20 protein-coding genes are annotated in these 24,985 nt (G+C 64.1%); 16 read left to right on the top strand and 4 right to left on the bottom strand.

The features are described from left to right. Nucleotides 1-49: 49 nt before the first annotated feature. From ACEN9F_RS18030 to ACEN9F_RS18020, 3 genes are all read left to right on the top strand, one after another. Nucleotides 50-511, top strand: a complete 462-nt coding sequence (locus tag ACEN9F_RS18030) for a cache domain-containing protein (RefSeq protein ID WP_413421894.1) — start codon at nt 50-52, stop codon at nt 509-511. A gap of 38 nt (nt 512-549) precedes the next feature. Continuing rightward, the gene (locus ACEN9F_RS18025) at nt 550-762 is read left to right on the top strand and encodes a SlyX family protein (RefSeq protein WP_413421892.1); all 213 of its coding nucleotides are present in this window, start codon (nt 550-552) and stop codon (nt 760-762) included. A gap of 74 nt (nt 763-836) precedes the next feature. Further along, entirely contained in the window at nt 837-1,424 is a 588-nt protein-coding gene (locus ACEN9F_RS18020; protein WP_413421890.1) for a hypothetical protein, read from the top strand. Here the strand turns inward: ACEN9F_RS18020 and ACEN9F_RS18015 are convergent. Further along, nucleotides 1,399-1,881, bottom strand: coding sequence for a heme-degrading domain-containing protein (locus ACEN9F_RS18015; RefSeq protein WP_413421888.1), 483 nt, complete (start codon nt 1,879-1,881; stop codon nt 1,399-1,401). The two genes, ACEN9F_RS18020 and ACEN9F_RS18015, sit on opposite strands and share 26 nt — an antisense overlap. Before the next feature lie 157 nt (nt 1,882-2,038). On the opposite strand from ACEN9F_RS18015, the gene ACEN9F_RS18010 reads away from it, so the two are divergent. Next, on the top strand, nt 2,039-3,211 hold the full coding sequence (locus tag ACEN9F_RS18010) for a GGDEF domain-containing protein (RefSeq protein WP_413421886.1): 1,173 nt from the start codon (nt 2,039-2,041) through the stop codon (nt 3,209-3,211). On the opposite strand, the gene ACEN9F_RS18005 is transcribed toward ACEN9F_RS18010, so the two are convergent. Further along, nucleotides 3,203-3,880 (bottom strand): hypothetical protein, encoded by a 678-nt coding sequence (locus ACEN9F_RS18005; RefSeq protein ID WP_413421884.1) that lies wholly within the window; start codon nt 3,878-3,880, stop codon nt 3,203-3,205. The genes ACEN9F_RS18010 and ACEN9F_RS18005 overlap by 9 nt on opposite strands. 61 nt (nt 3,881-3,941) lie before the next feature. Here ACEN9F_RS18005 and ACEN9F_RS18000 point away from each other — a divergent pair, with 61 nt between their 5' ends. Continuing rightward, nucleotides 3,942-4,520, top strand: a complete 579-nt coding sequence (locus ACEN9F_RS18000; protein WP_413421881.1) for a TMEM175 family protein — start codon at nt 3,942-3,944, stop codon at nt 4,518-4,520. On the opposite strand, the gene ACEN9F_RS17995 is transcribed toward ACEN9F_RS18000, so the two are convergent. Further along, nucleotides 4,470-4,874, bottom strand: a complete 405-nt coding sequence (locus tag ACEN9F_RS17995; protein WP_413421879.1) for an MmcQ/YjbR family DNA-binding protein — start codon at nt 4,872-4,874, stop codon at nt 4,470-4,472. The genes ACEN9F_RS18000 and ACEN9F_RS17995 overlap by 51 nt on opposite strands. Before the next feature lie 231 nt (nt 4,875-5,105). Between ACEN9F_RS17995 and ACEN9F_RS17990 the strand changes: the two genes are divergently transcribed. The 4 genes from ACEN9F_RS17990 to ACEN9F_RS17975 all read left to right on the top strand — a co-directional run bounded on the left by ACEN9F_RS17990 (nt 5,106) and on the right by ACEN9F_RS17975 (nt 9,978). Further along, entirely contained in the window at nt 5,106-7,220 is a 2,115-nt protein-coding gene (locus ACEN9F_RS17990; RefSeq protein WP_413427096.1) for a M3 family metallopeptidase, read from the top strand. Between the two features lie 28 nt (nt 7,221-7,248). After that, nucleotides 7,249-9,378: a M3 family metallopeptidase gene (locus ACEN9F_RS17985; protein ID WP_413421878.1), complete on the top strand. Its 2,130-nt coding sequence runs from the start codon at nt 7,249-7,251 to the stop codon at nt 9,376-9,378. A 93-nt stretch (nt 9,379-9,471) separates the two neighbouring features. Beyond that, on the top strand, nt 9,472-9,684 hold the full coding sequence (locus tag ACEN9F_RS17980; RefSeq protein WP_413421876.1) for a VF530 family DNA-binding protein: 213 nt from the start codon (nt 9,472-9,474) through the stop codon (nt 9,682-9,684). A gap of 18 nt (nt 9,685-9,702) precedes the next feature. Continuing rightward, nucleotides 9,703-9,978 (top strand): DUF4404 family protein, encoded by a 276-nt coding sequence (locus tag ACEN9F_RS17975; RefSeq protein ID WP_413421874.1) that lies wholly within the window; start codon nt 9,703-9,705, stop codon nt 9,976-9,978. Between the two features lie 37 nt (nt 9,979-10,015). On the opposite strand, the gene ACEN9F_RS17970 is transcribed toward ACEN9F_RS17975, so the two are convergent. Further along, nucleotides 10,016-10,525, bottom strand: coding sequence for a DUF1269 domain-containing protein (locus ACEN9F_RS17970; RefSeq protein ID WP_413421872.1), 510 nt, complete (start codon nt 10,523-10,525; stop codon nt 10,016-10,018). Nucleotides 10,526-10,760: 235 nt separating this feature from the next. Here ACEN9F_RS17970 and ACEN9F_RS17965 point away from each other — a divergent pair, with 235 nt between their 5' ends. The 7 genes from ACEN9F_RS17965 to ACEN9F_RS17935 all read left to right on the top strand — a co-directional run bounded on the left by ACEN9F_RS17965 (nt 10,761) and on the right by ACEN9F_RS17935 (nt 24,970). Continuing rightward, nucleotides 10,761-13,061, top strand: a complete 2,301-nt coding sequence (locus ACEN9F_RS17965) for a YgiQ family radical SAM protein (RefSeq protein WP_413421870.1) — start codon at nt 10,761-10,763, stop codon at nt 13,059-13,061. Between the two features lie 233 nt (nt 13,062-13,294). Further along, nucleotides 13,295-14,740 carry a hypothetical protein gene (locus tag ACEN9F_RS17960; protein WP_413421868.1) on the top strand — a complete coding sequence of 482 codons (1,446 nt, stop codon included), beginning with the start codon at nt 13,295-13,297 and terminating at the stop codon, nt 14,738-14,740. Nucleotides 14,741-14,889: 149 nt separating this feature from the next. Further along, entirely contained in the window at nt 14,890-17,667 is a 2,778-nt protein-coding gene (locus ACEN9F_RS17955) for an EAL domain-containing protein (RefSeq protein WP_413421866.1), read from the top strand. Between the two features lie 117 nt (nt 17,668-17,784). Beyond that, nucleotides 17,785-20,577: a type VI secretion system Vgr family protein gene (locus tag ACEN9F_RS17950; protein WP_413421865.1), complete on the top strand. Its 2,793-nt coding sequence runs from the start codon at nt 17,785-17,787 to the stop codon at nt 20,575-20,577. Then, nucleotides 20,574-21,413, top strand: a complete 840-nt coding sequence (locus tag ACEN9F_RS17945; protein ID WP_413421863.1) for a DUF4123 domain-containing protein — start codon at nt 20,574-20,576, stop codon at nt 21,411-21,413. Before ACEN9F_RS17950 ends, ACEN9F_RS17945 begins: the two co-directional genes overlap by 4 nt. A gap of 17 nt (nt 21,414-21,430) precedes the next feature. Beyond that, nucleotides 21,431-23,896, top strand: a complete 2,466-nt coding sequence (locus ACEN9F_RS17940; RefSeq protein WP_413421861.1) for a T6SS effector BTH_I2691 family protein — start codon at nt 21,431-21,433, stop codon at nt 23,894-23,896. 9 nt (nt 23,897-23,905) lie between these two features. Next, on the top strand, nt 23,906-24,970 hold the full coding sequence (locus ACEN9F_RS17935) for a DUF6708 domain-containing protein (RefSeq protein WP_413421860.1): 1,065 nt from the start codon (nt 23,906-23,908) through the stop codon (nt 24,968-24,970). Nucleotides 24,971-24,985: the final 15 nt, after the last annotated feature.

The following is a 24,985-nucleotide window of genomic DNA, read 5'->3' as shown; positions in this document are numbered from 1 at the left end:
TGCTAGGATCGACTCGGGCCGTTCCGGCTCGACTCTATCGGAGGTGGACTTGTTTACTCGATATGTCACCGCACTCGTATTCGCCAGCGCCCTGCTGCCCTCTGCACAAGCTGCCGAGTTTGCCACCAAGCCGGAAGCCGAGGCGATGGTGGCCAAATCCCTCAAATTCCTGAAAGCCAACGGCAAGGACAAGACCTATGCCGAGATCAGCAATAAAGAAGGCCAGTTCGTCGATCGCGACCTGTACCTGGTGATCTACGGCATGGACGGCATGGTGCGCGCGCATGGCGCCAACGGCAAGATGATCGGCAAGAACCTGATGGAAATTAAGGATATCGACGGCAAGTTCTTCATCAAAGAGCGCATCGACCTGGCCAGGAAGAAGGTGCCGTTCTGGCAGGAATACAAGTTCACCAATCCGGTCAGCGGCAAGATCGAGCCCAAGACCATGTATTGCGTGCCGGTGCCCGAGGACGAGATGGTGGTGTGCGGCGGGGTCTACCTGAAGTAAGGGCGGTACAATGCGTGCTTTCCAGCAGGGAGCACGCCGTGAGCACCACCGAAGACCGCTTTATCGATATCGAAATCAAACTGGCGCACCAGGAACACCTGGTGGAGTCGCTCGGCCAGAGGATCTACGAACAGCAGCAGCAGATCGACAAGCTGGAGCAGATGTGCGCCGTGCTGGTCCAGCACGTGCGTGAACAGGCCCAGAGCGGTGGCGGCGGCGCCGCCGCCCACGAACCGCCGCCGCATTACTGACAATCTGTCTGTCTGTCTGGCTGGCAGGGTATGGGTTACACTGAGTTGTTAAAAACTCAAAGACTCTATCCCAGATGAATGAAGAACTGGCCATAGCGCCGCACGATCCGAGCCTGTCCAGCGCTCCTGCCCGCATCAAATTCTTTGTCGTATCGCGCCGCAAACTGGCGGTGCTCTATCTGGCCACGCTCGGCCTGTATTCCATCTACTGGTTCTACAAGCAGTGGGAGGCGTATAAGGAAGGCTCCGACTTCGATTCGGATGCTGGCAAAATCTGGCCGGTCATGCGCGCCCTGTTCCCCTTCTTCTTTATGTTCTCGCTGTTGCGGCATATCAGGGAAGAGGGGCAGGAGCACCCCGAGCTGGCGAAATGGAATTCCGCTCCGACGGCTTGCGTGATGACGGTCTTGTTAGTGATTTCCAAGATGCTGGACCGGGCCGCCTACCGTTCCATCGGTTCGCCGGTCACCGATATCCTGTCGCTGTTGATCCTGCTGCCGTTGCTGGCCTATTTCGCCAGCGTGCAGGACAAGATCAACCTGGCTTGCAACGATCCCGAAGGCGAGAGCAATGCCCGTTTCACGGCGGCCAACTATGGCTGGATTGCGCTCGGCGTGGTTTTTTGGCTGCTGATGTTCATAGGCCTGTTCCTGCCTGAATGACAGCGCGGATGGCCTCCACCGCCAGCGCGTGGTCTTCCGCCTGCGGCAGGCCGGACACGGTCACCGTGCCGACGATACCGACATGGCGGATGATGAGGGGGAAGGCGCCGCCGTGCGCCGCATAGTCCTTGATGTCGTAGTGCGCCGCATCCTCGAACACCGCGTTGCGGCGCTTGTGGTCGACGCCGACGTAGTAGGAGCTGTGGCCCCAGCGCGCCACGACGTTGTTCTTGCGGCGTATCCAGTCGGCCTGGTCGCCGAAGGTGCCGTCCATCGCGTGATGGAACAGCACCAGGCCGTTGCGCGTAATATTGATCGCGACAGCCTTGCCCTGCTGTCTGGCCAGCTCCACCACCTTCAGTCCCAGCGCCAGCGCGGTCTCGTTGGTGAATGTGGCGAATTGCAGTTCCTGTTCCTGCTGCTTGAGCGATTCCAGCAGCGAAGCGTAGTTTTCCATGAGTGTCATATCGTTGTAATGAGCAAGCGCCAGTTTAGCCCAGCGGTGTAAAGAACGCCGGACCGCTCCCAAGATTGCCAAGAAAGCAGTTCTTTGTGCGCTATACTGCCCCCCTGCGAGCCGCAGCCCGCCTCACTTTCAGCCCTTTCGCCCGCCCATGCATATCGAAGTCGCCTCTCTGCTATTCGTCATGACGCTCAATCTGTTGACGATGGCGGTGGCGTTGCCTGCCTTCATGGGACGGGTCAACCGGCCGGCGCGCCGGGCGCAGGCCGGCATCGTGCTGCAAACCGCCGGCTGGATCCTGCTGCTGCTGTCCAGCCTGGCCGTACCCTATTCGTGGCCGGACCGCTTGCTGTCGACCCTGTCGATGGCCGGCATCGCCGGCGGCATGGCGTTCAACTCGGTCGCCTTCGACCTGTGGTGCGGCCGCATCGCCAAGCCGCGCGCATCGGTGGCGATCGCCGTGCTGCTGACGGTGGGCTATGGCGCCGGCTTCTCCAGCTATCCATTCCGCGTCGGCTGGTCGAACGGCCTGCTGACCTTGCAGATGGCCGTCGTGGTTGTCTCGCTGTGCCGCAAGCCGCTGTTGCCGCTTGGCCGCTGGCGCTGGTTGCTGGTGATCTCGCTGCTGGCGCAGATGACGGTGACCGCCTGGCGCGGCGTGCTGGGCGCGTTCTATACGGCCGAGTTCCCTAACTTCTTCGCGCCGCATCTGGTCAACCTGGTGTTCGGGCTGGTGGCCAACGTTACGGTGGTGCTGACCTTGGCGGCGATCCTGCTCGCGCACCGCGACGAAGCCGCGCGCGAACTGGAGCGCCTGGCCACCACCGACGGCCTGACCGGCGTGCTCAACCGCCGCGCCTGGCTGGCGCAATCGTGCACCGACCTGGCGATGAGTGCGCGCTACCAGCAGCCGGTCGGCGTGCTGATGGTGGACCTCGACCACTTCAAGCAGATCAACGATACCTACGGCCATGCGGCGGGCGACAGCGCCCTGCTGCTGTTCTCCAATGCGCTGCGCGCGGTGGCGCGTACCGGCGACGTGTTCTGCCGCTACGGCGGCGAGGAATTCTGCGTGCTGATGAACCACGCCGACAGCGCCGCCGTGCGCGCCTTCGACCAGCGCCTGCGCGCCTGGCTGGAAGAGGCGGCGCCGCGCGAGCTGGGCTATGCGCTGGCCTACAGCGCCGGCGTGGCGATGCGCCTGGCCGCCAACGAGACCATCGAATCGATGTTGCAACGCGCCGATTCCGCGCTCTACAGCGCCAAGGCCCTGGGCCGCAACATCACGCTGAACGCGGACGAACTGGACGAAGAGCTAGCCTGATACGCCAGGCGCGACATGGGCTGGCGCAGCATGCTTCGCGCTGTGGATGCGCCGGCTCAGGTCGGTGAAAAAATCGTTGAAAGAGCGTGAACGCGGGCTGTCGACAGCGGGATAGAATGCGATCCTGTCGCCCAGCGCCGACGCGAACGACAGATGGAGAACGATCCAGTCCTTTTGATCGTCGTTATAGGCGATCTCGGCCCAGTCGATATGCCTTAGCGCGACATAGGCCTGTTTGCCGTCGTGCTTGAATTCCAGGCCCTCGCCGTAATCGAAAACCTCCAGTTGAAAATCGCTGCCGCGAAGGTAGCCAAATATGCCGGCCGCGAGGAGCAGGGCCGCCCACGACATCAAGGCGTAGGCTTTTTCCGTAAAGATCAGTGCGGCTACCAGCAGCGCAAAGGAGACGGCGGAAAAGCCGTATAGTGGAAGCTTGACGCCGAGCGCAGACGGGGAGACCGAAATCTTTCGGCATGCATTTCCGGCGGGGGCGGCGGCCGATTTCGCCTGCGCGAAACTGGCCAGATAATGTTCTACCTGCTTCACCCGTTCAGGGAAGCGCGCCCGGTCGATGCGCGCCAGCACCTGTCCGAGTTCGGCCTCGGTATAGGTCGCATAGTCTGGCGCTTCGCCAACAGGCGTCTTGCCGATGTTGAAATCTGCAGTCATATGGCGATTGTACTTGTGTTAATGTCCTGCGGCGCAACGAACATCGATGGAGAGCAAAACAATGGGTAAAGGCAGGTTGGAAGCATTCAGCGATGGCGTCATCGCGATCATCATCACCATCATGGTGCTGGAACTGAAGGTGCCGCACGGCGCGGACTTCGCTGCGCTGCAGGAACTGCTGCCGGTGTTCCTCAGCTATGTGCTGAGCTTTGTGTATGTGGGTATTTTCTGGAACAACCACCACCACATGCTGCACGCGTCATCGGTGGTCGACGGCCGCGTGCTGTGGGCCAACCTGCATCTGCTGTTCTGGCTGTCGCTGGTGCCGTTCGCCACCGGCTGGATGGGCGAGAACCATTTCGCGCCGCTGCCGGTGGCGCTGTACGGCGGCATGCTGTTCATGTCGGCGGTGGCGTACACGCTGCTGGAAAAAGCGCTCATCGCGCGCAACCCGCGCGACGCCGTCCTGGCCCAGGCGGTCGGCAAGGAACTGAAGGGCATCGCCTCGGCGGCGCTGTATTTGCTGGCGATTCCCGCCGCCTTCCTGCACATCGGTATCTCGTTCGCTTTCTATGTGCTGGTCGCCGGGCTATGGTTCCTGCCAGACCGGCGCATTGAAGCTAGCATGTTCCGGAGCTGAAGCCTTCAACGCTTTTTGCCGGGCCTTGGTGAGCGACTCCACCGCGCGCCGGTAGGAGCCGGCCACCAGTTCGGTCAGGTAATCGGCCGGGAACCGGCTCACGTCGACAATGGTCACCCAGTGATGCCGGGCGCGGAAGCGGGCCGGCTTGACGCCAGGCACATCGGTCAATTCGATGAAGCGGCCGGGCGTGACGCGGACGCTGAAACGCCACCGTTCCGGCTCGCTGGTCTTGAAATACGCATAGGTCTTCCCCTCCACCGCATACACCAGGATATTGGCCGGCGCGCCGTACAGGGTTTCCACGGCGCCAGGAAATTGCAGGCAATGACGCTTGAGTTGTTGGGTGTTCATTTCTTTGGCTAAGTGTTGCGTGACAGCCTCAGTGTAGCTGCAAAGCTGACAAGAAAACAAAGTTTTCTTCGGAAAAACTCCATGCTTTCCGATCAAGTGCAGTGCAGCATTTTTCGGCCGTGACGACGCCATAACACGCTGCTATGATCTGGCGCTTCCATGCTGCGCTTTTGCCGCGTCAGCATTTCCCCTGGCGTTTTTTGAAAGATGTTATCCATGTCCCGTCCTCAAATGCTCGTTGTCGCGGCCGCTCTCGGCCTGGCTTTTTCGCAGACCGTCCTGGCCGCTCCCGCCGCCACGCTGGCCGGCAATCCGCTCGCCACCGCCAGCACGCTGCCGTTCCACTATCCGGCGTTTGACAAGATCAAGGACGAACACTTCGCCCCGGCCTTCGCCGAGGGCATGCGCATCCAGTTGAAGGAAATCGACGCCATCGCCAACAACAAGGCGGCGCCGACCTTCGACAACACCATCGTCGCGATGGAAAAATCCGGCGCGCTGCTGACCCGCGTGCAAACCACCTTCGCCAACCTGCAAGGCGCGAACACCAACGACAAGCTGGATGCGATCGATAGCGAGATGTCGCCGAAGCTGGCCGCCCACGGCGACGCCATCTACCTGAACGCCAGGCTGTACGCGCGCGTCAAGTCGCTGTTCGACCAGCGCGATGCGCTCAAGCTGGACGCCGAATCCAAGCACCTGCTGGAGCGCTATCACACCGACTTCGTGCGCGCCGGCGCCAACCTGTCGGCCGCCGACAAGGAAAAACTGAAAGCGCTGAACGGCGCCATCGCCACGCTGCAAACCAGCTTCACCCAGAACGTGCTGAAGGAAACCAACGCTTCGGCGCTGGTGGTCGACACCCGCGCCGAACTGGCCGGCATGAGCGTAGCGGCGATCGACGCCGCCGCCGCGGCAGCCAAGGCCAAGGGCATGGACGGCAAGTTCATGGTCGCCGTGGTCAACACCAGCGGCCAGCCGCCGCTGGCCGAGCTGACCAACCGCGCCGTGCGCGAAAAACTGATGGCGATCTCGCTGGCGCGCGGCAGCCACGGCGGCGAATTCGACAACCGCGAGCTGGTGCTGAAGATCGCCAAGGCGCGCGCCGAGAAGGCCACGCTGCTGGGTTACGCCAACTTCGCCGCCTACTCGCTGGAAGACCAGACCGCGCACGACACTGCCGCCGTCAACAAGCTGCTGGGCGAGCTGGCCAAGCCGGCCGTCAACAACGCGAAGAAGGAAGCGGCCGACCTGCAAGCCGTGGTCGACGCCGACAAGGGCGGTTTCCAGATCGCCGCCGCCGACTGGGCCTACTACACCGACAAGGTGCGCGCGCAGCGCTTCGCCTTCGACGAGAACCAGCTCAAGCCGTACTTCGAACTGGACAACGTGCTGACCAATGGCGTGTTCTACGCCGCCAACAAGCTGTACGGCCTGTCGTTCAAGGAGCGCAAGGACCTGCCGGTGTACAACCCGGACGTGCGCGTGTTCGATGTGTTCGACGCCAACGGCAAGCAGCTGGCGATCTTCCTGGCCGATATGTACGCCCGCTCCAACAAGCAGGGCGGCGCCTGGATGAACGAGTACATCTCGCAATCGTCGCTGCTGGGCACCCATTCGGTGGTGGCCAATCACCTCAACATTCCGAAACCGCCCGCAGGCGAGCCGACACTGCTGACCTACGATGAAGTGAAGACCGCCTTCCACGAATTCGGCCACGCGCTGCACGGCATGTTCTCCAACGTGAAGTACCCGCGCTTCTCCGGCACCAGCGTGCCGCGCGACTTCGTCGAGTATCCGTCGCAAGTGAACGAGATGTGGGCCGTGTGGCCGGAAGTGCTGGCCAACTACGCCAAGCATTACAAGACTGGCGCGCCGATGCCGAAGGAATTGCTGGACAAGGTCATCGCGTCGAAGAAATTCAACCAGGGCTTCATGACCACCGAATACCTGGCCGCATCGCTGCTGGACCAGCGCTGGCACCAGCTGACGCCGGCGCAGATCCCGACCGACGTGCTGGGCTTTGAAGCGCAGTCGCTGAAGGACATGGGCGTCGATTTCGCGCCGGTGCCGCCGCGCTACCGCACCACCTACTTCTCGCACAGCTTCTCCGGCGGCTACTCGGCCGGCTACTACGCCTACCTGTGGTCCGAGAAGCTGGACGCCGACACCGTCGAATGGTTCAAGGAAAAAGGCGGCCTGAAACGCGAGAACGGCGACTGGTTCCGCGCCAAGCTGCTGTCGCGCGGCGGCACCGACGATGCGATGAATTTGTTCCGCAACTTCCGCGGCCGCGATCCTGTGATCGAGCCGCTGCTGGAACGCCGCGGCCTGACCGGTAAATAATCTAAACAATATATATAGAAGGATACTCATGAATCGTACCAACATCCTGATCGCCGCCGGCGTCGCCGCCATCTGCAGCGTCGCCCATGCCGCCGAACCGGCATCGATGCTCCCGGCCAGCAACCCGTTTGCCAAGGCCAGTACGCTGCCGTTCAACTACCCGGCCTTCGACCAGATCAAGAACGACGACTACGCGCCGGCCTTCGCCGAAGGCATGCGCCAGCAGGCGGCCGAGATCGAGGCCATCGCCAACAACAAGAAGCCGGCCACCTTCGACAACACCATCGTCGCGATGGAGAAATCCGGCCTGCTGCTGTCGCGCGTGTCCAGCGTGTTCGGCAACCTGTCGGGCGCCAACACCAACGACACCTTCAAGGCGCTGGAGCGCGAGCTGTCGCCGAAGCTGGCCGCGCACAGCGATGCGATCCGCCTGAACGCCAAGCTGTTTGCCCGCATCAAGTCGCTGTACGACAAGCGCGACAAGCTGCACCTGGACGCCGAGTCCAAGTACCTGCTGGAGCGCTACAACACCGACTTCGTGCGCGCCGGCGCCAAGCTGTCCGACGCCGACAAGGAAAAGCTGAAGTCGATGAACGCGGAACTGGCCAAGCTGCAGACCACCTTCGCGCAGAACGTGCTGGAAGAAGCCAACGCCTCGGCGCTGGTGGTCGACACCCGCGAAGAGCTGGCCGGCATGACGGACAAGGCGATCGACGCCGCCGCCGCCGTCGCCAAGACGCGCGGCCTGGAAGGCAAGTTCGCCATCCCTGTGGTCAACACCACCGGCCAGGCCAACCTGGCGGTGCTGACCAACCGCGCCGTGCGCGAACGCCTGATGGCGGCCTCGCTGGCGCGCGGCAGCCATGGCGGCAAGTTCGACAACACGCAAGTGGTGCTGCAACTGGCCAAGCTGCGCGCCGACAAGGCCGCACTGCTGGGCTATCCTAGCTTCGCCGCCTACTCGCTGGAAGACCAGACCGCGCACGATCCGGAAGCCGTCAACAAGATGCTGTCCGAGTTCGCCCGTCCCGCCGTCGCCAATGCCAAGAAGGAAGGCGCCGAGATCCAGCAGGTGATCGACAAGGAACACGGCGGCTTCCAGCTGGCCGCGCAGGACTGGTCCTTCTACAGCGATAAGGTGCGCGCCGAGCGCTTCAACTTCGACCAGAACCAGCTCAAGCCTTACTTTGAACTCAACAACGTGCTGACCAACGGCGTGTTCTTCGCCGCCAACAAGGTCTACGGCCTGTCGTTCAAGGAGCGCAAGGACCTGCCGGTGTACAACCCGGACGTGCGCGTGTTCGACGTGTTCGATGAAAACGGCAAGCAGCTGGCCATCTTCATCGCCGACTTCTACGCCCGCAGCAACAAGCGCGGCGGCGCCTGGATGAATGCCTATGTGACGCAATCGTCGCTGATGGGCACCCATCCGGTGGTGGCCAACCACCTCAACATTCCGAAGCCGAACGACGGCGAGCCGACACTGCTGACCTACGACGAACTGCGCACCATGTTCCACGAGTTCGGCCATGCGCTGCACGGCATGTTCTCCAACGTGAAGTACCCGCGCTTCTCCGGCACCCGCGTGCCGCGCGACTTCGTCGAGTTCCCGTCGCAGGTCAACGAGATGTGGTCGGTGTACCCGGCGGTGCTGGCCAACTACGCCAAGCACTACCAGACCGGCGCGCCGATGCCGCAGGAACTGCTGGACAAGGTGGTCGCTTCGAAGAAATTCAATGAAGGCTTCCGCACCACCGAGTACCTGGCCGCTTCCATCCTGGACCAGAAATGGCACCAGTTGGGCGCGTCGCAGATCCCGGCCGACGTGCTGGGCTTCGAGGCCGCGTCGCTGAAGGCCGCCGGCGTCGATTACGCGCCGGTGCCGCCGCGCTACCGCACCACCTACTTCTCGCACGTGTTCTCGGGCGGCTACTCGGCCGGTTACTACGGTTACCTGTGGTCGGAAAAGCTGGACGCCGACACCGTCGAGTGGTTCAACGAAAACGGCGGCATGCTGCGCAAGAACGGCGACTACTTCCGCAAGATGCTGCTGTCCAAGGGCGGCACCATGGATGCGATGCAGATGTTCCGCGCCTTCCGCGGCCGCGACGCCAGGATCGAGCCGCTGCTGGAACGCCGCGGCTTGACCGAGAAGTAAACTTTTAGTTAAGTAGCGAACCCGGGGCTGGACTTGATTTGTGTAGAATCGAGTCCAGCCCTTCTTTTATGAGTAAGATGTGAGTACCAACCTATGAGTAACAACGAACTGCACGGCGTGACGCTGGAAGCCATCGTGACCCGTCTGCACGCGCATTACGGCTGGGAACAACTGGCGCAACGGATCGACATCAACTGTTTCATCAGCGATCCGAGCATCAAGTCCAGCCTGAAGTTCCTGCGCAAGACGCCGTGGGCCAGGACCAAGGTCGAAGAACTTTACGTGGCCACCACCTTTAGCGACTGAACCAAAACGGGGACGACTATGGACAGCAATCTGAAAGCATCGCTCAAGACCCTGCACGCCAACCTGGCGCAGGCCGGTCCGATCGACGAGGAATTGCAGGAATTGCTGCTGCAACTGGACGGTGACATCAAGTCGCTGCTGGAGCGCGGCAAGGAGCCGGAGACCGGCGAAACCACCACCTACGGGTTGGCGGAGCGGACGCAGGAACTGTCGGCCAAGTTCGCCGTCAAGCATCCGCAACTGGAACCGGCCCTGCGCGAGCTGGGCAACATCCTGTCCAATATGGGAATTTAAGAGAACCCGGGGCAGCTATGGCCCCGGGCAGCCGGCGTTACGGAAACGCCAGCATCGGCGGTTCCATACCGCCAAAGCTGATTTCGGGATGACGCTTGGCGATCATCTCTTCGATCTCCAGCACGCGCCTTGGCGGCACGTCGACGATCAACAGCACCTGGCCCTGCTCGATTTGCGGGGCGAACTGGCGCAGCCGGGTATTCGGCACGGCCGCCGCGTTCATGCCGGAGGCCCAGCCGCCGAACAGCGCGCCGCCCAAGGTCACCAGCAGGATGGCCGCGGTGCGCATCGTCATGCCGTCCACGGGAAACAATGTCAGGAAGATACCGGCTCCCAGGCCGACGATGGAGCCGATGACGATGCCCAGCTGGGCGCCATGGATCAGATCGGTTCGCTGCACGAAGCTGACATCGGGCATGTCGGGCGGCAGCGGCTCCCTGGCCATGAAGCGCATATGGCCGATTTCTATCCGGGCCAGCAGCAGCTCGTCCAGCATGGAACGGGCGCTCGGCACGTCGGGCAGCATGAAATAAAGTCGGCGTCGCATGTCGGTCTCCTCAACGATCCGTATCTACCCGTTATAGCAAAGCCGCGCCGCAAAGCAATGTGAGTCTGTCATCATTTCCTCACAAGTGATTGAATAGTAAAAGAATTTTTAATTTTGGCGTGAGCGGAGCGGGGCCGTTTCCGGTACAATGCCGTCCAATATGAGCTCCCCTACCAATTTATTTGCGACCGTCCCGAAGCGGTCTGCCCGCGCTGCCGTTGCGCCTTTCCTGCCGATGTCCCGCGCCGAGATGGACGCGCTCGGCTGGGACCAGTGCGATGTCATCCTCGTCACCGGCGACGCCTACATCGACCATCCCAGCTTCGGCATGGCCCTGGTCGGCCGCCTGCTGGAGGCGCAAGGCTTCCGCGTCGGCATCATCTCGCAGCCGGACTGGACCTCCGCCGACGCCTTCCGCGCGCTGGGCAAGCCGCGCCTGTACTACGGCATCACCGCCGGCAACATGGATTCGATGGTCAACCGCTACACGGCCGACCGCAAGATCCGCTCCGACGACGCCTACACCGCCAACGGTGAACCGAACAAGCGCCCCGACCGCGCCGTCACCGTCTACGCCCAGCGCGTGCGCGAAGCCTTCCCCGGCACGCCGGTGGTGATCGGCTCGATCGAAGCGTCGCTGCGCCGCATCGCCCACTACGACTACTGGTCGGACAAGGTGCGGCGCTCGGTGCTGACCGATTCCAAGGCCGACCTGCTGATCTTCGGCAACGCCGAGCGCGCGCTGGTCGACCTGACCCACCGCATGGCGGCCGGCGAGGACATCAAATCGATCCGCGACCTGCGCGGCACCGCCTTCCTGGTGCCGGCCGGCTGGCTGCCGGACGCCGACTGGGGCGTGCACAACAGCACCCGCGTCGACGTGCCGGGCAAGATCGACACCCATCCCGATCCTTACATGATGGTGCAGCAAAACACCTCGTCGTGCGCCACCGAGAACGGCGGCGCCAAAGCCGAGGTCGACGAGGGCATGGTCGAGCCGAAGCCGGTCGAGCCGGTCGAGGTCGTCAAGCCGATCCGCATCATGAGCCGCGAAGAGCGCCAGGCCATGGCCAGGGAAAAGCACAACAAGACCGTGGTGCGGCTGCCGTCGTACGAAACCGTCAGCACCGATCCGGTGATGTATGCGCACGCCTCGCGCGTGTTCCACCTGGAATCGAATCCCGGCAACGCGCGCGCCATGGTGCAGGCGCACGGCGAGCGCGACGTCTGGCTGAATCCGCCGCCGCTGCCGCTGCGCATGGACGAGATGGACGGCGTGTACGACATGAACTACGCGCGCGCGCCCCATCCTTCGTACGGCAAGGCCCGCATCCCGGCGTGGGAAATGATACGCTTCTCGGTCAACATCATGCGCGGCTGCTTCGGCGGCTGCACCTTCTGCTCGATCACCGAGCACGAGGGCCGCATCATCCAGAGCCGCTCCGAGCCGTCGATCCTGCGCGAGATCGAGCACATCCGCGACAAGACCAAGGGCTTCACCGGGACGATTTCGGACCTGGGCGGGCCGACCGCGAATATGTACCGGCTGGCCTGCAAGGATCCGAAGATCGAGGAATCGTGTCGCCGCCTGTCGTGCGTCTACCCGTCGATCTGCGTCAACCTGGGCACCGACCACAGCAAGCTGATCTCGCTGTACCGCAAGGCGCGCGCGATCCCGGGCGTGAAGAAGATCCTGATTTCGTCGGGCCTGCGCTACGACATCGCCGTGCGCTCGCCGGAGTATGTGAAGGAACTGGTGACCCACCACGTCGGCGGCCTGCTGAAGATCGCGCCCGAGCACACCGAGGAAAACACGCTGTCGAAGATGATGAAGCCGGGTATCGGCGCCTACGACGAATTCAAGGAAATGTTCGACCGTTTCTCGCTGGAAGCGGGCAAGAAGCAGTACCTGATTCCCTACTTCATCGCCGCGCACCCGGGCACCACCGACCTCGACATGCTGAACCTGGCGCTGTGGCTGAAGAAGAACAACTTCAAGCTGGACCAGGTGCAGACCTTCATGCCGACGCCGATGGCGATGGCCACCACCATGTACCACACGCGCAAGAACCCGCTGCGCAAGGTGAGCGAGGATTCGGAAGTGGTGGAAACCGCGCGCAGCGGCAAGATCCGCCGCACGCACAAGGCGTTCCTGCGCTACCAGGACCCGGAAAACTGGCCCATCCTGCGCGAGGCGCTGGTGGCCATGGGACGTGGCGACCTGATCGGCAACGGCGACAAGCACCTGATCCCGTCGTGGTCGGCGGGCGAAGGCGGCATGTCGGACCCGAGCCGGCGCGCGCCGTCCGGCCCGGCGCCGTCGGCCAAGGGCGCCCGCTCCGGCATCGTCGCCTCGGCCCAGCCGCAGCAGCGCCAGCCAGGACAGCGCGCCAATGCGCTGACCGGCTCGCTGACCGCGCGCCAGTCGCTCGACACCAAGCCGCGCGCCTCCATCCTCGACACCATCAAGGTCAAGAAGCCGGCCGCCGCGGCTCCCGCCAAGGGCGGCAAGCCGGCGCCGCGCGGACGCAAGTAAGCTTCCAGGACGTCGTCAAACAGCCCCCTGCGCGCCCGCGAGGCCACAGGGGGCTATTTTTTTGTTCATTCCCGAAAGAAATGTTGTTAAAGTATGCCATCGACGCAATTGCGTGGATAATTCAGGCCTGCTCTAGCGATGTGCGGAAGGTGCTTGCGGGTACACTGGTTGCAGGCTGGCCACCGGTCCGGATGGCCGCACACCGCAGACCTCATTCTGTGAACTGGAAGATCATGAAAAATTTTAAATTCTCGTCCCTGCTGCTGGCGCCGTTGTTTGCCGTGCTGGCCGCGTGCGGCGGCGGCGGTGGCGGCGGCAGCACGACGACGCCGGCCGTCGCCACGCTGAAAAGCATCGCCGTCAGCGCGCCGAGCACGACTATTCCTATCGGCACCAGCCAGACGATGGTGGCGACCGGCACCTATTCGGACGGCACCACCAAGGTGCTGAACGCGGCCGGCGGCCTGGTGTGGAGCACCAAGAGCGGCGGCGCCACCGTGGCGCAAGCCTTCAGCAGCGGCATCGTGACCGGCAAGAGCGTGGGCACGGAAACCATCAACGCCACCCAGGACAGCATCGTCGGCAGCCTGGCGGTGACCATCACCTCGCCGTGGACCATGGTGTCGGCCGGCGGCTACCAGACCATCGCCCGCAAGGCCGATGGCAACCTGTACAGCTGGGGCTCGAACATCCAGGGCCAGCTGGGCGACAGCTCCAACACGTCCCGCAACGCCCCGGTGGTGGTCAACGCCGGCGCCGGCACCACCACCTGGCGCACGGTCGCCGTCGGCGACCAGTTCGCCGTGGCGATCCGCACCTCCGGCACCAGCACCACCGGCGGCACGCTGTGGGCCTGGGGCCTGAACCAGAACGGCCAGCTGGGCGACGGCACCACCGTTTCCAGGTCGGTGCCGGTGCAGATCGGCAAGGACACCGACTGGGCCTTCGTCACCGCCGGCAAGGGCCATGCGCTGGCGATCAAGACCACCGGCATCCTGTATGCGTGGGGCCGCAACTTCAACGGCCAGCTGGGCGACGGCACCCAGATCGGCAAGCTGGTGCCGACCAAGATCGGCGTGGCCACCTGGCTGACGGTCAGCGCCGGCGAAACCCATACGCTGGGTCTGCAGAAGGATGGCACGCTGTGGGCCTGGGGCGGCGGCGAGAGCGGCCAGATCGGCAACGCCGGCAACACCGCATCGGTGCCGGCGCCGGTGAAGATCGGCACCTCGACCTGGGCTTCGGTCTCGGCCGGCGCCTTCCATTCGATGGCCATCAGCGCCAACGGCGTGCTGTGGGGCTGGGGCGCGAACGGTTCCAGCCAGCTGGGCGACAACGGCAGCGCGTCGGTCAACGCGCCCAAGGTGATTCAGTCCGACATCAACAACTGGACGGTGGTCGCGGCCGGCGCCAGCCACACCATGGGCGTGCGCTCCGACGGCACGCTGTGGGGCTGGGGCTCGAACGCCGAAGGCCAGCTGGGCAACGGCGACACGGATTCCTCCTTCCCGGTGCAGATCGGCACCGGCACCACCTGGGTGACGGTCACGTCCGGCGCCGCGCACAGCTTTGGCCTGAAAACCGACAACACGCTGTGGGGCTGGGGCCGCAACCAGGAAGGCCAGCTGGGCAACGGCAAGAACGTGCTGTCGCCGATCCCGGTGAACGTGCCTAATTAAGCGGCCGGGCGGCCACGCCGCGGCAACGACGGACGGCGGGCGCGAGCCCGGCCGTCCGTTGCTTTTTGTACCGCCGCGCTGCCGGAAAGCAGCGGCGCCGGGCGCGAAGCGGCTACACTACGGCTAGTGCATTTGCTTCAGGATACCTAGTGCCATTCAGCTCCTCCGCCACCCTCAAACTGGTCACGGCCATCGCCCTGCTGCTGGCCGCCGTGCCCGCCTTGGCGCTGGAAAAAGTCACGCTGCAGCTCAAGCATGTGCACCAGTTCCAGTTTGCCGGCTACTACGCCGCGCTGGAGCAGGGCTATTACCGCGAGGCCGGGCTGGACGTGCGCATCCTGGAGGGGGCCGACGGCAACGCGCCGGAGCGCGACGTCATCGCCGGCAAGGCCGAGTACGGCGTCGGCAGCAGCAGCCTGCTGCTGGCGCGGCTGGCCGGCAAGCCGGTGGTGGTGCTGGGCGTGGTGTTCCAGCATTCGTCGTACGCGCTGGCGATGCGCCAGACCAGCGGCGATCCCGACATCCGCCGCATCATCGGCAAGCGCGCGATGATCGGCTCGCTGACCGATGAACTGGGCAACGCCGACGAGCTGCTGGCCTACCTGACCAAGGAAGGCATCCCGGCCAGCAGTTTCCAGCGCGTCGAGCACAGCTTCAATCCGGACGACCTGGTCAACGGCAAGGTCGACGCCATGGCGGTCTACACCACCAACGAGCCGGACACCTTCGACCGCATCGGCTTCCCCTATGATATCTACAGCCCGCGCGCGGTCGGCATCGATTTCTACGGCGATAACCTGTTCACCAGCGAGCGCGAGATCGCCGCCCATCCGGCGCGGGCGCGCGCCTTCCGCGCCGCCAGCATGCGCGGCTGGCAATGGGCGATGAGCCACCAGGAAGAAACCGCCGACCTGATCCTGAATAAATACTCGCGCCGCAGCGACCGCCAGCATCTGCTGTACGAGGCGCGCCAGATGGTGCCGCTGGTGCAGCCGGTGCTGGTGGAAATCGGCTACATGAATCCGGAGCGCTGGCAGCACATCGCCGATGTCTACGCCGGCCTGGGCATGCTGCCCAAGGATGCGCGCTTCGACGGCTTCATGTACAACGTCGACGACGGCCGCGCCAGCCTGGCGTGGCTGTACCGGGTGCTGGGCGGCGCCGCGCTGGTGCTAGTGCTGGGCGCGGCCATCCACTTCAGCCTGCTGGCGCGCGAACGCAAGCGCGCGCTGGAGGCGATCCGCCAGGGCGAGCAGCGCTTCCGCACCATGTTCGAGGCCTCGCCGCTGGGCATCGCGCTGATCGATTCGATCAGCTATGAATACCGCGACATCAACCTGCGCTACCAGGAAATCCTCGGCCGCTCGCAGCTCGAGCTGCGCGCCGTCAAGTGGCTCGACGTCGGCCATCCCGACGACATCGTGCAGGTGAAGGCGCAGATGGCCCTGCTGACCAGCGGGCAGATCAACAGTTTCAAGGCCAACAGCCGGCTGTTCCGGCCCGACGGCGCGGTGGCCTGGATCGACGTTTCGGTGACCGCGCTCGACGGCGCGGCCGGCAGCCATCCGCACCACCTGTGCATGATCGAGGACGTGACCGCCAAGAAGCAGAGCGAAACGCTGATCTGGCAGCAGGCCAATTTCGACACGCTGACGCAGCTGCCGAACCGCCGCATGTTCCACGACCGGCTGGCGCACGACATGCTCAAGAGCCAGCGCGACCATACACGCATCGCCATCCTGTTCATCGACCTCGACCACTTCAAGGAAGTCAACGACACGCTGGGCCACGCCCAGGGCGACATCCTGCTGGTGGACGCGGCGCGCCGCATCAGCGCCTGCGTGCGCAAGTCGGACACGGTGGCGCGGCTGGGCGGCGACGAGTTCACCGTGATCCTGTCCGAGCTGGGCCCGGCCGAGCAATGCGAGCGCGTCGAGCGCATCGCGCAGGACATCATCGACAGCCTGCGCGCGCCGTTCGAGCTGGGCCAGGAGCAAGCCTTCGTCTCGGCCAGCATCGGCATCACGCTGTACCCGGACGACGCGCTCGACATCGACGACCTGCTCAAGCACGCCGACCAGGCCATGTACGCGGCCAAGGGCGCCGGCCGCAACCGCTTCAGCTATTTCACGCCGACCTTGCAGGTGGCGGCGCTGAACCGCATGCGCCTGACCAACGACCTGCGCGGCGCGCTCAGGGGCGAGCAGTTCGAGCTGTATTTCCAGCCCATCGTGCACCTGGAAAGCGGCGCCATCCACAAGGCCGAGGCGCTGATACGCTGGAACCATCCGCAGCGCGGCGTGGTCAGTCCGCTGGAATTCATCCCGCTGGCCGAGGCCAGCGGCCTGATACTGGAGATCGGCGACTGGGTGTTCCACGAATCGGCGCGCTGGGTGCAGCGCTGGCGGCGCGAGCACCATCCGGAATTCCAGGTCAGCGTCAACCAGTCGCCGCTGGAATTCCAGCGCGAGGGCGATTCCTACCAGCGCTGGCTGCGCCACCTGGAATCGCTGGACCTGCCGGGGCAGTCGCTGGTGGTGGAAATCACCGAAGGCTTGCTGCTCGACGCCAACAGCGCGGTCAGCAACAAGCTGCTGCAGCTGCGCGACGCCGGCATCCAGGTGGCGCTGGACGACTTCGGCACCGGCTATTCGTCGCTGTCCTACCTGAAGAAGTTCGACATCGACTACCTGAAGATCGACCGTTCCTTCACCCGCAACCTGGCGCCCGACTCCAGCGACATGGCGCTGTCGGACGCGATCATCGTCATGGCCCACAAGCTGGGCCTGAAGGTGATCGCCGAAGGCGTGGAAACGCCGGAGCAGCGCGCGCTGCTGGCCGCGGCCGGCTGCGACTACGGCCAGGGTTATCTTTTTGCCAAGCCGATGCCGGCCGCGCAATTCGACCAGCTGCTGCGCCAGCGCTAGTCCCGATTTCAATCGAATCACTCTTGCCACGCTGAACGAACTCAGGTGTAATGCGGGATAAATCATAGCAATTTATCAATTCAATCCGCCAACACATCTTTTGAGGGACCTCGGCCCATGCTTGCGCTGTTCGACAGTTTGACCCAGGAAAACCGCATCCTCCGGCTGACCACGCCGCTGGGGTCGGAGCAGCTGGTGGCCGAATGCCTGCGCGGCGAGGAAGGCCTGAGCCAGCCCTACCGGCTGACGGTGACGGCGCTGTCGAGCGACGCGGCGATCCCGCTGAAGTCGCTGCTGGGCCAGCCGGCGCTGCTGGAGTTGATGACGGCCGCCAGCCGCGACCAGCTGCGGCCGTTCCACGGCCATGTGACGGCGGCGCGCATGCTGGGCGCCGACGGCGGCCTGGCGCGCTACGAGCTGACCATCGCGCCGTGGTACGCCTTCCTGGGCGCCGGGCGCGACAGCCGGGTGTTCCAGGACCAGAGCGTATTCGACATCCTTGACGCGCTGTTCAACGGCTGGCGGGACGCCGGCAAGCTGGTGCCGCAGTGGCGCTACGACATCGCCGACCGCGCCGTTTACCCCAAGCGCTCGCTGACCTGCCAGTACCAGGAATCCGACCTGGCCTTCGCCGAGCGGCTGATGCGCGAGGAAGGCCTGTTCTATTATTTCGAGCACAGCGGCGACGCCGCCAGCCCGGGCCTGGGCGGCCACACGATGGTGATCGCCGACCACAACGGCAGCTTCCAGCCCAACGCCCAGGCCAGCGTGCGCTTCACGCAGCCGGGCGCGGTGATGCGCGAAGACGCCATCGACCGCTGGCGCAGCGAGCTGCGCTGGACCGCCGGCGGCATCGGCCTCGCCAGCTGGGACTACCGCAGCAACAGCACGCGGCCGGTATCGGCCGCAAGCGCCAATGTCGACCCGGCCGCGCCGCCGACCCGCGACGCCCCGGGCGCCTACGCCTATGCCTCGCGCGAGCACGGCCAGCGCATCGCCGCGCGCCAGATGGAGGCGCTGGAAGCGGGCCGCGAAAGCTTTACCGGCGCCGGCACCGTGCGCACGCTCAGCCCCGGCACCACCTTCACGCTGGAGGGCCAGGCGCGGCTGGACGCCGGCGACGCCAGCTTCGCCATCGTGCGCGTGGTGCACCTGGCGCACAACAACCTGAGCACCGACATCCGGCAGGCGGCCACGCTGGCGCTGGGCGTCAGCGCGCTGGCGGCGGCGATCGCCGAGGAACAGGGCGGCAGCCTGCACGCGGTCGGCCCGGACAAGGGTGAACGGCCGCTGTACCGCAACCGCATCGACGCCATCCGCAGCAGCGTGCCCTACCGCAGCAGCGACGCCGACGGCCACGGCTTGCTGCTGCATCCGAAACCGACCGTGCGCGGCCAGCAGACCGCCATCGTGGTCGGCCCGCCGGGCGCGGTGATCCACACCGACCGCGACCACCGCATCAAGGTGCAGTTCCACTGGCAGCGCGGCGAACAAAGCCACAGCCGGCTGGCGCATCCGGCGCCGGACGGCCACAGCGGCGCGCCGGCCGACGACCAGGCCGGCACCTGGGTGCGCATCGCCGCCTCGATGGCGCCGGTGGCCGGCGCCAACTGGGGCGCGGTGGCGGTGCCGCGCATCGGCAGCGAGGTGCTGATCGACTTCATCGACGGCGACATCGACCGCCCGGTGGTGATCGGCAGCGTCTATAACGGCGGCGGCCAGCGCGATGCGCAGAACAACCAGGTCAGCGCCGGCGCCGGCGCGGCGACCGGCAACGCGCCCGTCTGGTTCCCCGGCGACGGCGGCGCGCACGCGCACCCGGCGGCGCTGGCCGGCATCAAGTCGCAAGCCATGAAAGCCAGCCAGGGCGGCGCCGGCGCGTACAGCCAGCTGGTGTTCGACGACCATCCGGGCGAGCCGCGCGTGGCCCTGCAGCGGCACGCCGCGCCGCACGAGGGCACGGACGAGCTCAACCTGGGCCACCTGCGCCACCAGACCGACAACCAGCGCCTGCGGACGGCCGGCTTCGGCGCCGAGCTGAAGAGCGCACACAGCGCCGCACTGCGCGCCGGCCAGGGCATGTTGCTCTCCACCGACGCGCGCAACGGCGCCAGCGGCAGCCAGCTCGACTCGCGCGAGGCCCAGGCACAGATCGAACAGAGCCTTGCGCTGCAAACCTCGCTGGCCGAGACGGCGCAAAAGCAGAACGCCAAGCTCAAGGGCGAGCCTGAACCGGCCAAGCTGAACGCGCTGGCGCAGATGCGGAACAGTAGCAAGGTGGTGCAGGCGGTCGGCGCCGGCCAGGGGGGCGACGCCGGCGGCCAGGGCGACGTGACGGCCTACAGCGCACCCTATCTGCAATTGTCCAGCCCGGCCGGCATCGCCGCCGCGACGCCGGCCAGCGCCATCGTCGCGGCCGGCGGCACGGCCAGCCTCAGCGCCGGCCAGGACATCAATTTCGCCGCCCAGGGCAACGCCTTCCACCTGGTCAAGGACGGCATCAGCCTGTTCACCTACGGCAAAGCGAGCAGCGCCGACAAGCCCAACCAGGAAACCGGCATCAAGCTGCACGCGGCCAGCGGCAAGGTCAGCCTGCAGAGCCAGTCGGACGCGACCACGGTCACCGCCGACAAGGCGATCACGGTGGCCAGCGTCGGCAAGAGCGTGACGGTCGGCGCCAAGCAGCACGTGATGCTGACGGCGCAGGGCGCCTACCTCAAGCTGGAGGGCGGCAACATCATGCTCCACGGCCCGGGCACGATGACCTTCAAGGCCAGCATGAAGGAGTTGACCGGGCCGCAGAGCGCCAGCGCGGAAGGCCCGGTACTTCCGGCCGCCGGCCAGCTCAAGTTGTGCGAAATGCGGGCGGCCGGCGCGGCTGCGGCGGGCGACAGCATGGTGGCGCTATGACGGCACAAGCATTCGACCACCAGCTGCTGGGCCGTCACGCATTCGGCGTGGTCGACGCCGCATCGCAGGAGGACCTGCCGGCGAGCATCCGCAGCGAGGCACTGGTGCCGGCTGACCTGGCGGCGAATGCGCACCTGATGCCCAGGCTGATCGATTTCCGTGGCGCGCCCGATGAACATTGGATGCCGTTGTTGGAATGCCTGTTCGACGCCCACCAAAACGAACTGCCGCCGCCGCTCGCACTGCTGGTGAAGACAGAGGCCAGTGCGCAGGAGTTTGCCGGTCGCTGGAATGCGCTGCAACTGGCCACGCCCGGCCCCGGCCGCAAGGCCTGGCTGCGCCTGCACGATCCGCGCGTGCTGCACCAGTTGCTGCGCATCCTGACGCCGGCGCAGCGCCGCCACCTGTTTGGGCAGTCGCAGGCTTTCACGTACTGGATCGGCGGTGAATGGACCACTGCGCACGTCGATGTGCCAGCCGGCGCGACCGCTTACGCGCCGCCAGCGACCTGGGACTGGCCGCGTATCGAGCGCATCGGCGCCATCAACCGCGCCTTGCAGCGCGCTGGTGTGCAGGGCGCAGACTCGCTGACGCGCCAGGGCGCGGTGGCCGAGCAACTGATCGAACGCGCACAAGCCCGCCACAGGCTGACCGAAGTGGACGACGTGGTGGAGTTTGCCGCACGCGGCCTGACGGCGGGCCAGGCCTTCGACCAACATCCGGTCGTCGCCGCCGCCGTTCCACCCGATGCCGACGGCGACAGCACGCTGGCCGACCGTTTCGCCCTGATCGAGGAAGACCTCTGGAGCGCACTGCGCCAGCCCTTACCTGCATAACACGATAAGCCGCCCCTATGACATCGACCAAAAAATGCGAATACTGCGACAAGCGCGGCCTGCCTCTGCTGCTGGTGCGCGATGGCGTGGCCACGCCGCAAAGCCACGCGCCGGTCACTTCCGACGCCGCGTTCCAACTGGCACCCAAGGCCGCGTTCTATACCAAGCGCCTGATGCGCAGCGGCTACATCAACGTCCACGACGACGCGCGCAAGCGTTGGGAAACCTATTTCGTCACGCCGGACGGCTACTTCTTCAAGCTGCTGCAAACGCCGGGTGTGAAGCAGGTGCTGCCGGTCAAGCCGTTCAATTGCCCGGACGAGGGGCATCGGGCGGTCGCCAGCTGCATCACCGTTCCCGATCCTAAAAACGCGACCAAGGTGTGGATAGGTTTCAGCGATGTGCTGTGGACCGACGCCGTGCGCAAGGCGCACGACGATCCGGCCTACCGCAAGCGCCATATGGTGGAGATCGACGTCCAGGCCGCGCTGGCCGGCGGCAAGCTGGCGCACACGCGCCCGATCGCGCAAGCGCCTGCGCTGGTGGCCGAATATGCGATGGACGCCAAGAAAGGCCAGCAGGCCTTCAGCTGGAATCCCTTCTCATTCAGCGCGCGCCACGGCCAGGGCGCGCGCCTGGTCCAGGAATGTGAAGCCATGCGCCCTGGCAAAGGGTTGGTGCTTACGGTACCAGACCCTGCCGGCACGGCGCAGGAGCTGGCGATGCTGATGAAGCACTATGCGGATATCTTTACCAGCGACGCCGATATGAAACGCAAACTGGCGGCCAGCAGCTCTATACAAGGAATCGAGCGCGCGGTGCGCGTGCAATCGGAGCTGGGCGAAATTGCCGGCGCCGAAAAGCTGGCCAACGATCAGATCAGCAACAATCCGCTCGGCCATGCGTTCTTTGAATCAACCCGCAAACGCACGGAGGATCTGCGCAATGTTACCGAGACCGAAGCCCAAAGAGCATCGGACTATGGCTGGAAAAAGTACGCGAAGAAGTTCAGCAATCCCGAGCGCGCTGCATGGCAGAAGGATTTCGACCAGAAACTGCAAGCCCATAGCACGCAATACATCGCACCGCTCGCGCTCAATCATAGCGAGTTGATGAAGAGCACGGCTTTGGCCAATTATTTTGAGTGCAACTACGACCGCCGACACCCGGAATCGGGCGCGGTCTATACGACCGTGCTGACGCATTGCATATCCACAACTCAGGACAAGAGCGCTTGCTCCAAGCTTTATGACGAGTGGTTGAACGGCAATGTCGCGGATACCAAGAACCTGCTGTTGCAGGCCATGGTGCTCAATCAAAAATCCATTGCTGACGCGGTCAAGGGCGCCACCACGGTCAGCATCGACTTGCGACAGATTCCCTGGGATAACCTGTTTTCTACCTACACTACCTCGGTCGATCGCCTCGCCGAGGGTGGACGGGAAGCGGCGGCGTTGCTGATCGTGCAGATTGCCGGGCCGGTGGCGCGCATGTTCGGCAAAGTGATGAATGGTAGCGCGGGGTTCCGTGCGGCCGTGATGGCCACCGGCCTGATCTCAGGGCATCCGGTAGTGGTCTGCGATATTGTCGGCGGCAAGAAGGTGTTCCGTGCCCATTTGATACGCGAACTCGCGCGCGCCAGCGGGCAGACCCTCGGCGAGAATCAGATGAAGAGCGCGGTAGCGGCCGAACTCAAGCGTCAGCAGGTACATGGAACACCCATGGAGGGAACCAGCAAGAGACATTGGGTCATGCTGGCCGATAAAGAAATGATCCGCAATATGCCTCCGGGGCTTACTCCGAAACAACGAGCGGAATGGTTGGCGAAAAGCATCAAGACTGTGGAGGCCGTGGAAGCGCTGAATCTGGGGCGTTGGCGTAAGGTGATTAATAGCAATGTCAGGTTTGGTATCGTGGCTGCTGTTTTGCAGGCCGCGAGCTTGACCAAATTGGTCGCTGACGAAGAAAAAAGCTTAGCAAATGACAATTTCGACGCGAAGAGTCGTCTTTACGCGGGTATCACGGCGTTTGCGGCCACCACGTCTGAAGTGATGGGGCATGCTTTAGGTGGGCGTGTCGCTTTGGGCATGCGCTATGGACAGGGTCTCGCTTCAACTTCAGGAAGATTGCTGAGATTGGGAGGGCGATGGGCCGGTGTTCTGGCGGGCTTGGTCGTAGCGGGCCTGGATGCCAGGAAAGCGTATGTCGAGGCGCAAGAGAACGCCAGCGGGCTAGTGATTGGCGCCTACGTAGGTTCAGCAGTTGTTGGGTTGGCCTTGAGCGCTGCCGTGCTATTGGGCGCTTCGATTCCTATCATCGGCCTGCTGGTTCTGTTATTGATAGGCATAGGAATTTTGATCGAGTACATCAAAGACAACCCGGTGCAAGATTGGTTGGAACGTTGCCCTTGGGGCATATTGCCCGCGCAGCGTTACTCAAATATGGCGACGGAACAAGCAGAATTAGCGCAAGCACTTAAGTGAAAGCTGTACATGGAATTTTCAGGTCTTATCAAGAAATATCGCGTTAACCGCCTGCTCAGTGAGCAGGAGCGGGCGTGCCAGCTTCGGCAAAAACGGCGTCTGAATGTCGAGCCGCATTATCAGCTCAGCGTCATCAAGATGAATTCCACCTATCTGGAATCGGTGGACAAATGGTTTGCGTGGAAGGGAACAATCACCGCCTTGGTGCTTGCCTTCATCGGGATATTTGGTGCGCTATATGTGGGCTTGGTGCATTTGTCCCTGACACGTGCGCCGGATTTTCAAGGTGAAACAGACGACGGATCAATTTTAACCATAGTCGGCCTAATAATCCTTCCCTTCCTGGCCGGTTTTATCTGGCTCCTGTTGAGGGAATCGTTTGCCTACACCCACTACCCCATGCGGTTCAACCGCAAGACGCGCATGGTGCACGTATTCCGAACCGACGGCACGGTGTTGTCCCTACCCTGGGACCAGGTTTTCTTCACGCTCGGCCACATGCCGCAATGGGAAGACTGGGAAGTGCGCGGCCATGTGTTTGAGCCGGACGGCGTGACGGTGCGCGAGACGTTTGCCTTGAGTTATGTGGGTTCCCTGGAGGACCGCGACGTCAATCCGGCTCAGGCGCAATTTTCCGATCAGGATTTTGTCAGGGCACACTGGGAGTTTGTGCGCCGCTACATGGAAGAGGGCCCGCAGGCAGTGGCAAGTCAGGTGCAGTTCTGCATGCCCGTCAGCGCGCATCGCGAAAGCTTTAAAGGGGGTGTCGAGCGTGTTTTTGCCAACATCGCCGCCGCGCCTTTCTTGCTCTACTGGCTGCTGTCTCCGCTGTGCCTGGTAGTGAGCCTGGCGCGTGTTGTCGCCATGCGCACCAGTAAGATCCCACAATGGCCTGCGGAGGTCGAGGCCGCAAGCGCCATTGAGCCGGGTGATCCATATGCGATGGAAGGCGATTCGGCTGGTGAGCGGGTGGCCACGTTCCCGGAAGCAGCGCGGGCGACAGGTATTGCTTTCATCGCGAAGGCTTCCCATGGCGCAGCAAAGAAAACCATGCAGAAGACACGTGACACTTGACTATAAAATGGCGGA

This window comes from Duganella sp. CT11-25 (assembly GCF_047302815.1).
Taxonomy (GTDB): domain Bacteria; phylum Pseudomonadota; class Gammaproteobacteria; order Burkholderiales; family Burkholderiaceae_D; genus Rugamonas.
The sequence above is the reverse complement of the archived record's forward strand: the minus strand, read 5'-3'. Positions and strand labels throughout refer to the sequence as shown.

Bases quoted from the DNA above. Each gene is read 5' to 3' on its own strand.
- ACEN9F_RS18020 (WP_413421890.1), top strand. From the start codon at position 837: ATGAATGAAGAACTGGCCATAGCGCCGCACGATCCGAGCCTGTCCAGC.
- ACEN9F_RS18015 (WP_413421888.1), bottom strand. From the start codon at position 1,881: ATGGAAAACTACGCTTCGCTGCTGGAATCGCTCAAGCAGCAGGAACAG.
- ACEN9F_RS18010 (WP_413421886.1), top strand. From the start codon at position 2,039: ATGCATATCGAAGTCGCCTCTCTGCTATTCGTCATGACGCTCAATCTG.
- ACEN9F_RS18005 (WP_413421884.1), bottom strand. From the start codon at position 3,880: ATGACTGCAGATTTCAACATCGGCAAGACGCCTGTTGGCGAAGCGCCA.
- ACEN9F_RS18000 (WP_413421881.1), top strand. From the start codon at position 3,942: ATGGGTAAAGGCAGGTTGGAAGCATTCAGCGATGGCGTCATCGCGATC.
- ACEN9F_RS17995 (WP_413421879.1), bottom strand. From the start codon at position 4,874: ATGAACACCCAACAACTCAAGCGTCATTGCCTGCAATTTCCTGGCGCC.
- ACEN9F_RS17990 (WP_413427096.1), top strand. From the start codon at position 5,106: ATGCTCGTTGTCGCGGCCGCTCTCGGCCTGGCTTTTTCGCAGACCGTC.
- ACEN9F_RS17985 (WP_413421878.1), top strand. From the start codon at position 7,249: ATGAATCGTACCAACATCCTGATCGCCGCCGGCGTCGCCGCCATCTGC.
- ACEN9F_RS17980 (WP_413421876.1), top strand. From the start codon at position 9,472: ATGAGTAACAACGAACTGCACGGCGTGACGCTGGAAGCCATCGTGACC.
- ACEN9F_RS17975 (WP_413421874.1), top strand. From the start codon at position 9,703: ATGGACAGCAATCTGAAAGCATCGCTCAAGACCCTGCACGCCAACCTG.
- ACEN9F_RS17970 (WP_413421872.1), bottom strand. From the start codon at position 10,525: ATGCGACGCCGACTTTATTTCATGCTGCCCGACGTGCCGAGCGCCCGT.
- ACEN9F_RS17965 (WP_413421870.1), top strand. From the start codon at position 10,761: ATGTCCCGCGCCGAGATGGACGCGCTCGGCTGGGACCAGTGCGATGTC.
- ACEN9F_RS17960 (WP_413421868.1), top strand. From the start codon at position 13,295: ATGAAAAATTTTAAATTCTCGTCCCTGCTGCTGGCGCCGTTGTTTGCC.
- ACEN9F_RS17950 (WP_413421865.1), top strand. From the start codon at position 17,785: ATGCTTGCGCTGTTCGACAGTTTGACCCAGGAAAACCGCATCCTCCGG.
- ACEN9F_RS17945 (WP_413421863.1), top strand. From the start codon at position 20,574: ATGACGGCACAAGCATTCGACCACCAGCTGCTGGGCCGTCACGCATTC.
- ACEN9F_RS17940 (WP_413421861.1), top strand. From the start codon at position 21,431: ATGACATCGACCAAAAAATGCGAATACTGCGACAAGCGCGGCCTGCCT.
- ACEN9F_RS17935 (WP_413421860.1), top strand. From the start codon at position 23,906: ATGGAATTTTCAGGTCTTATCAAGAAATATCGCGTTAACCGCCTGCTC.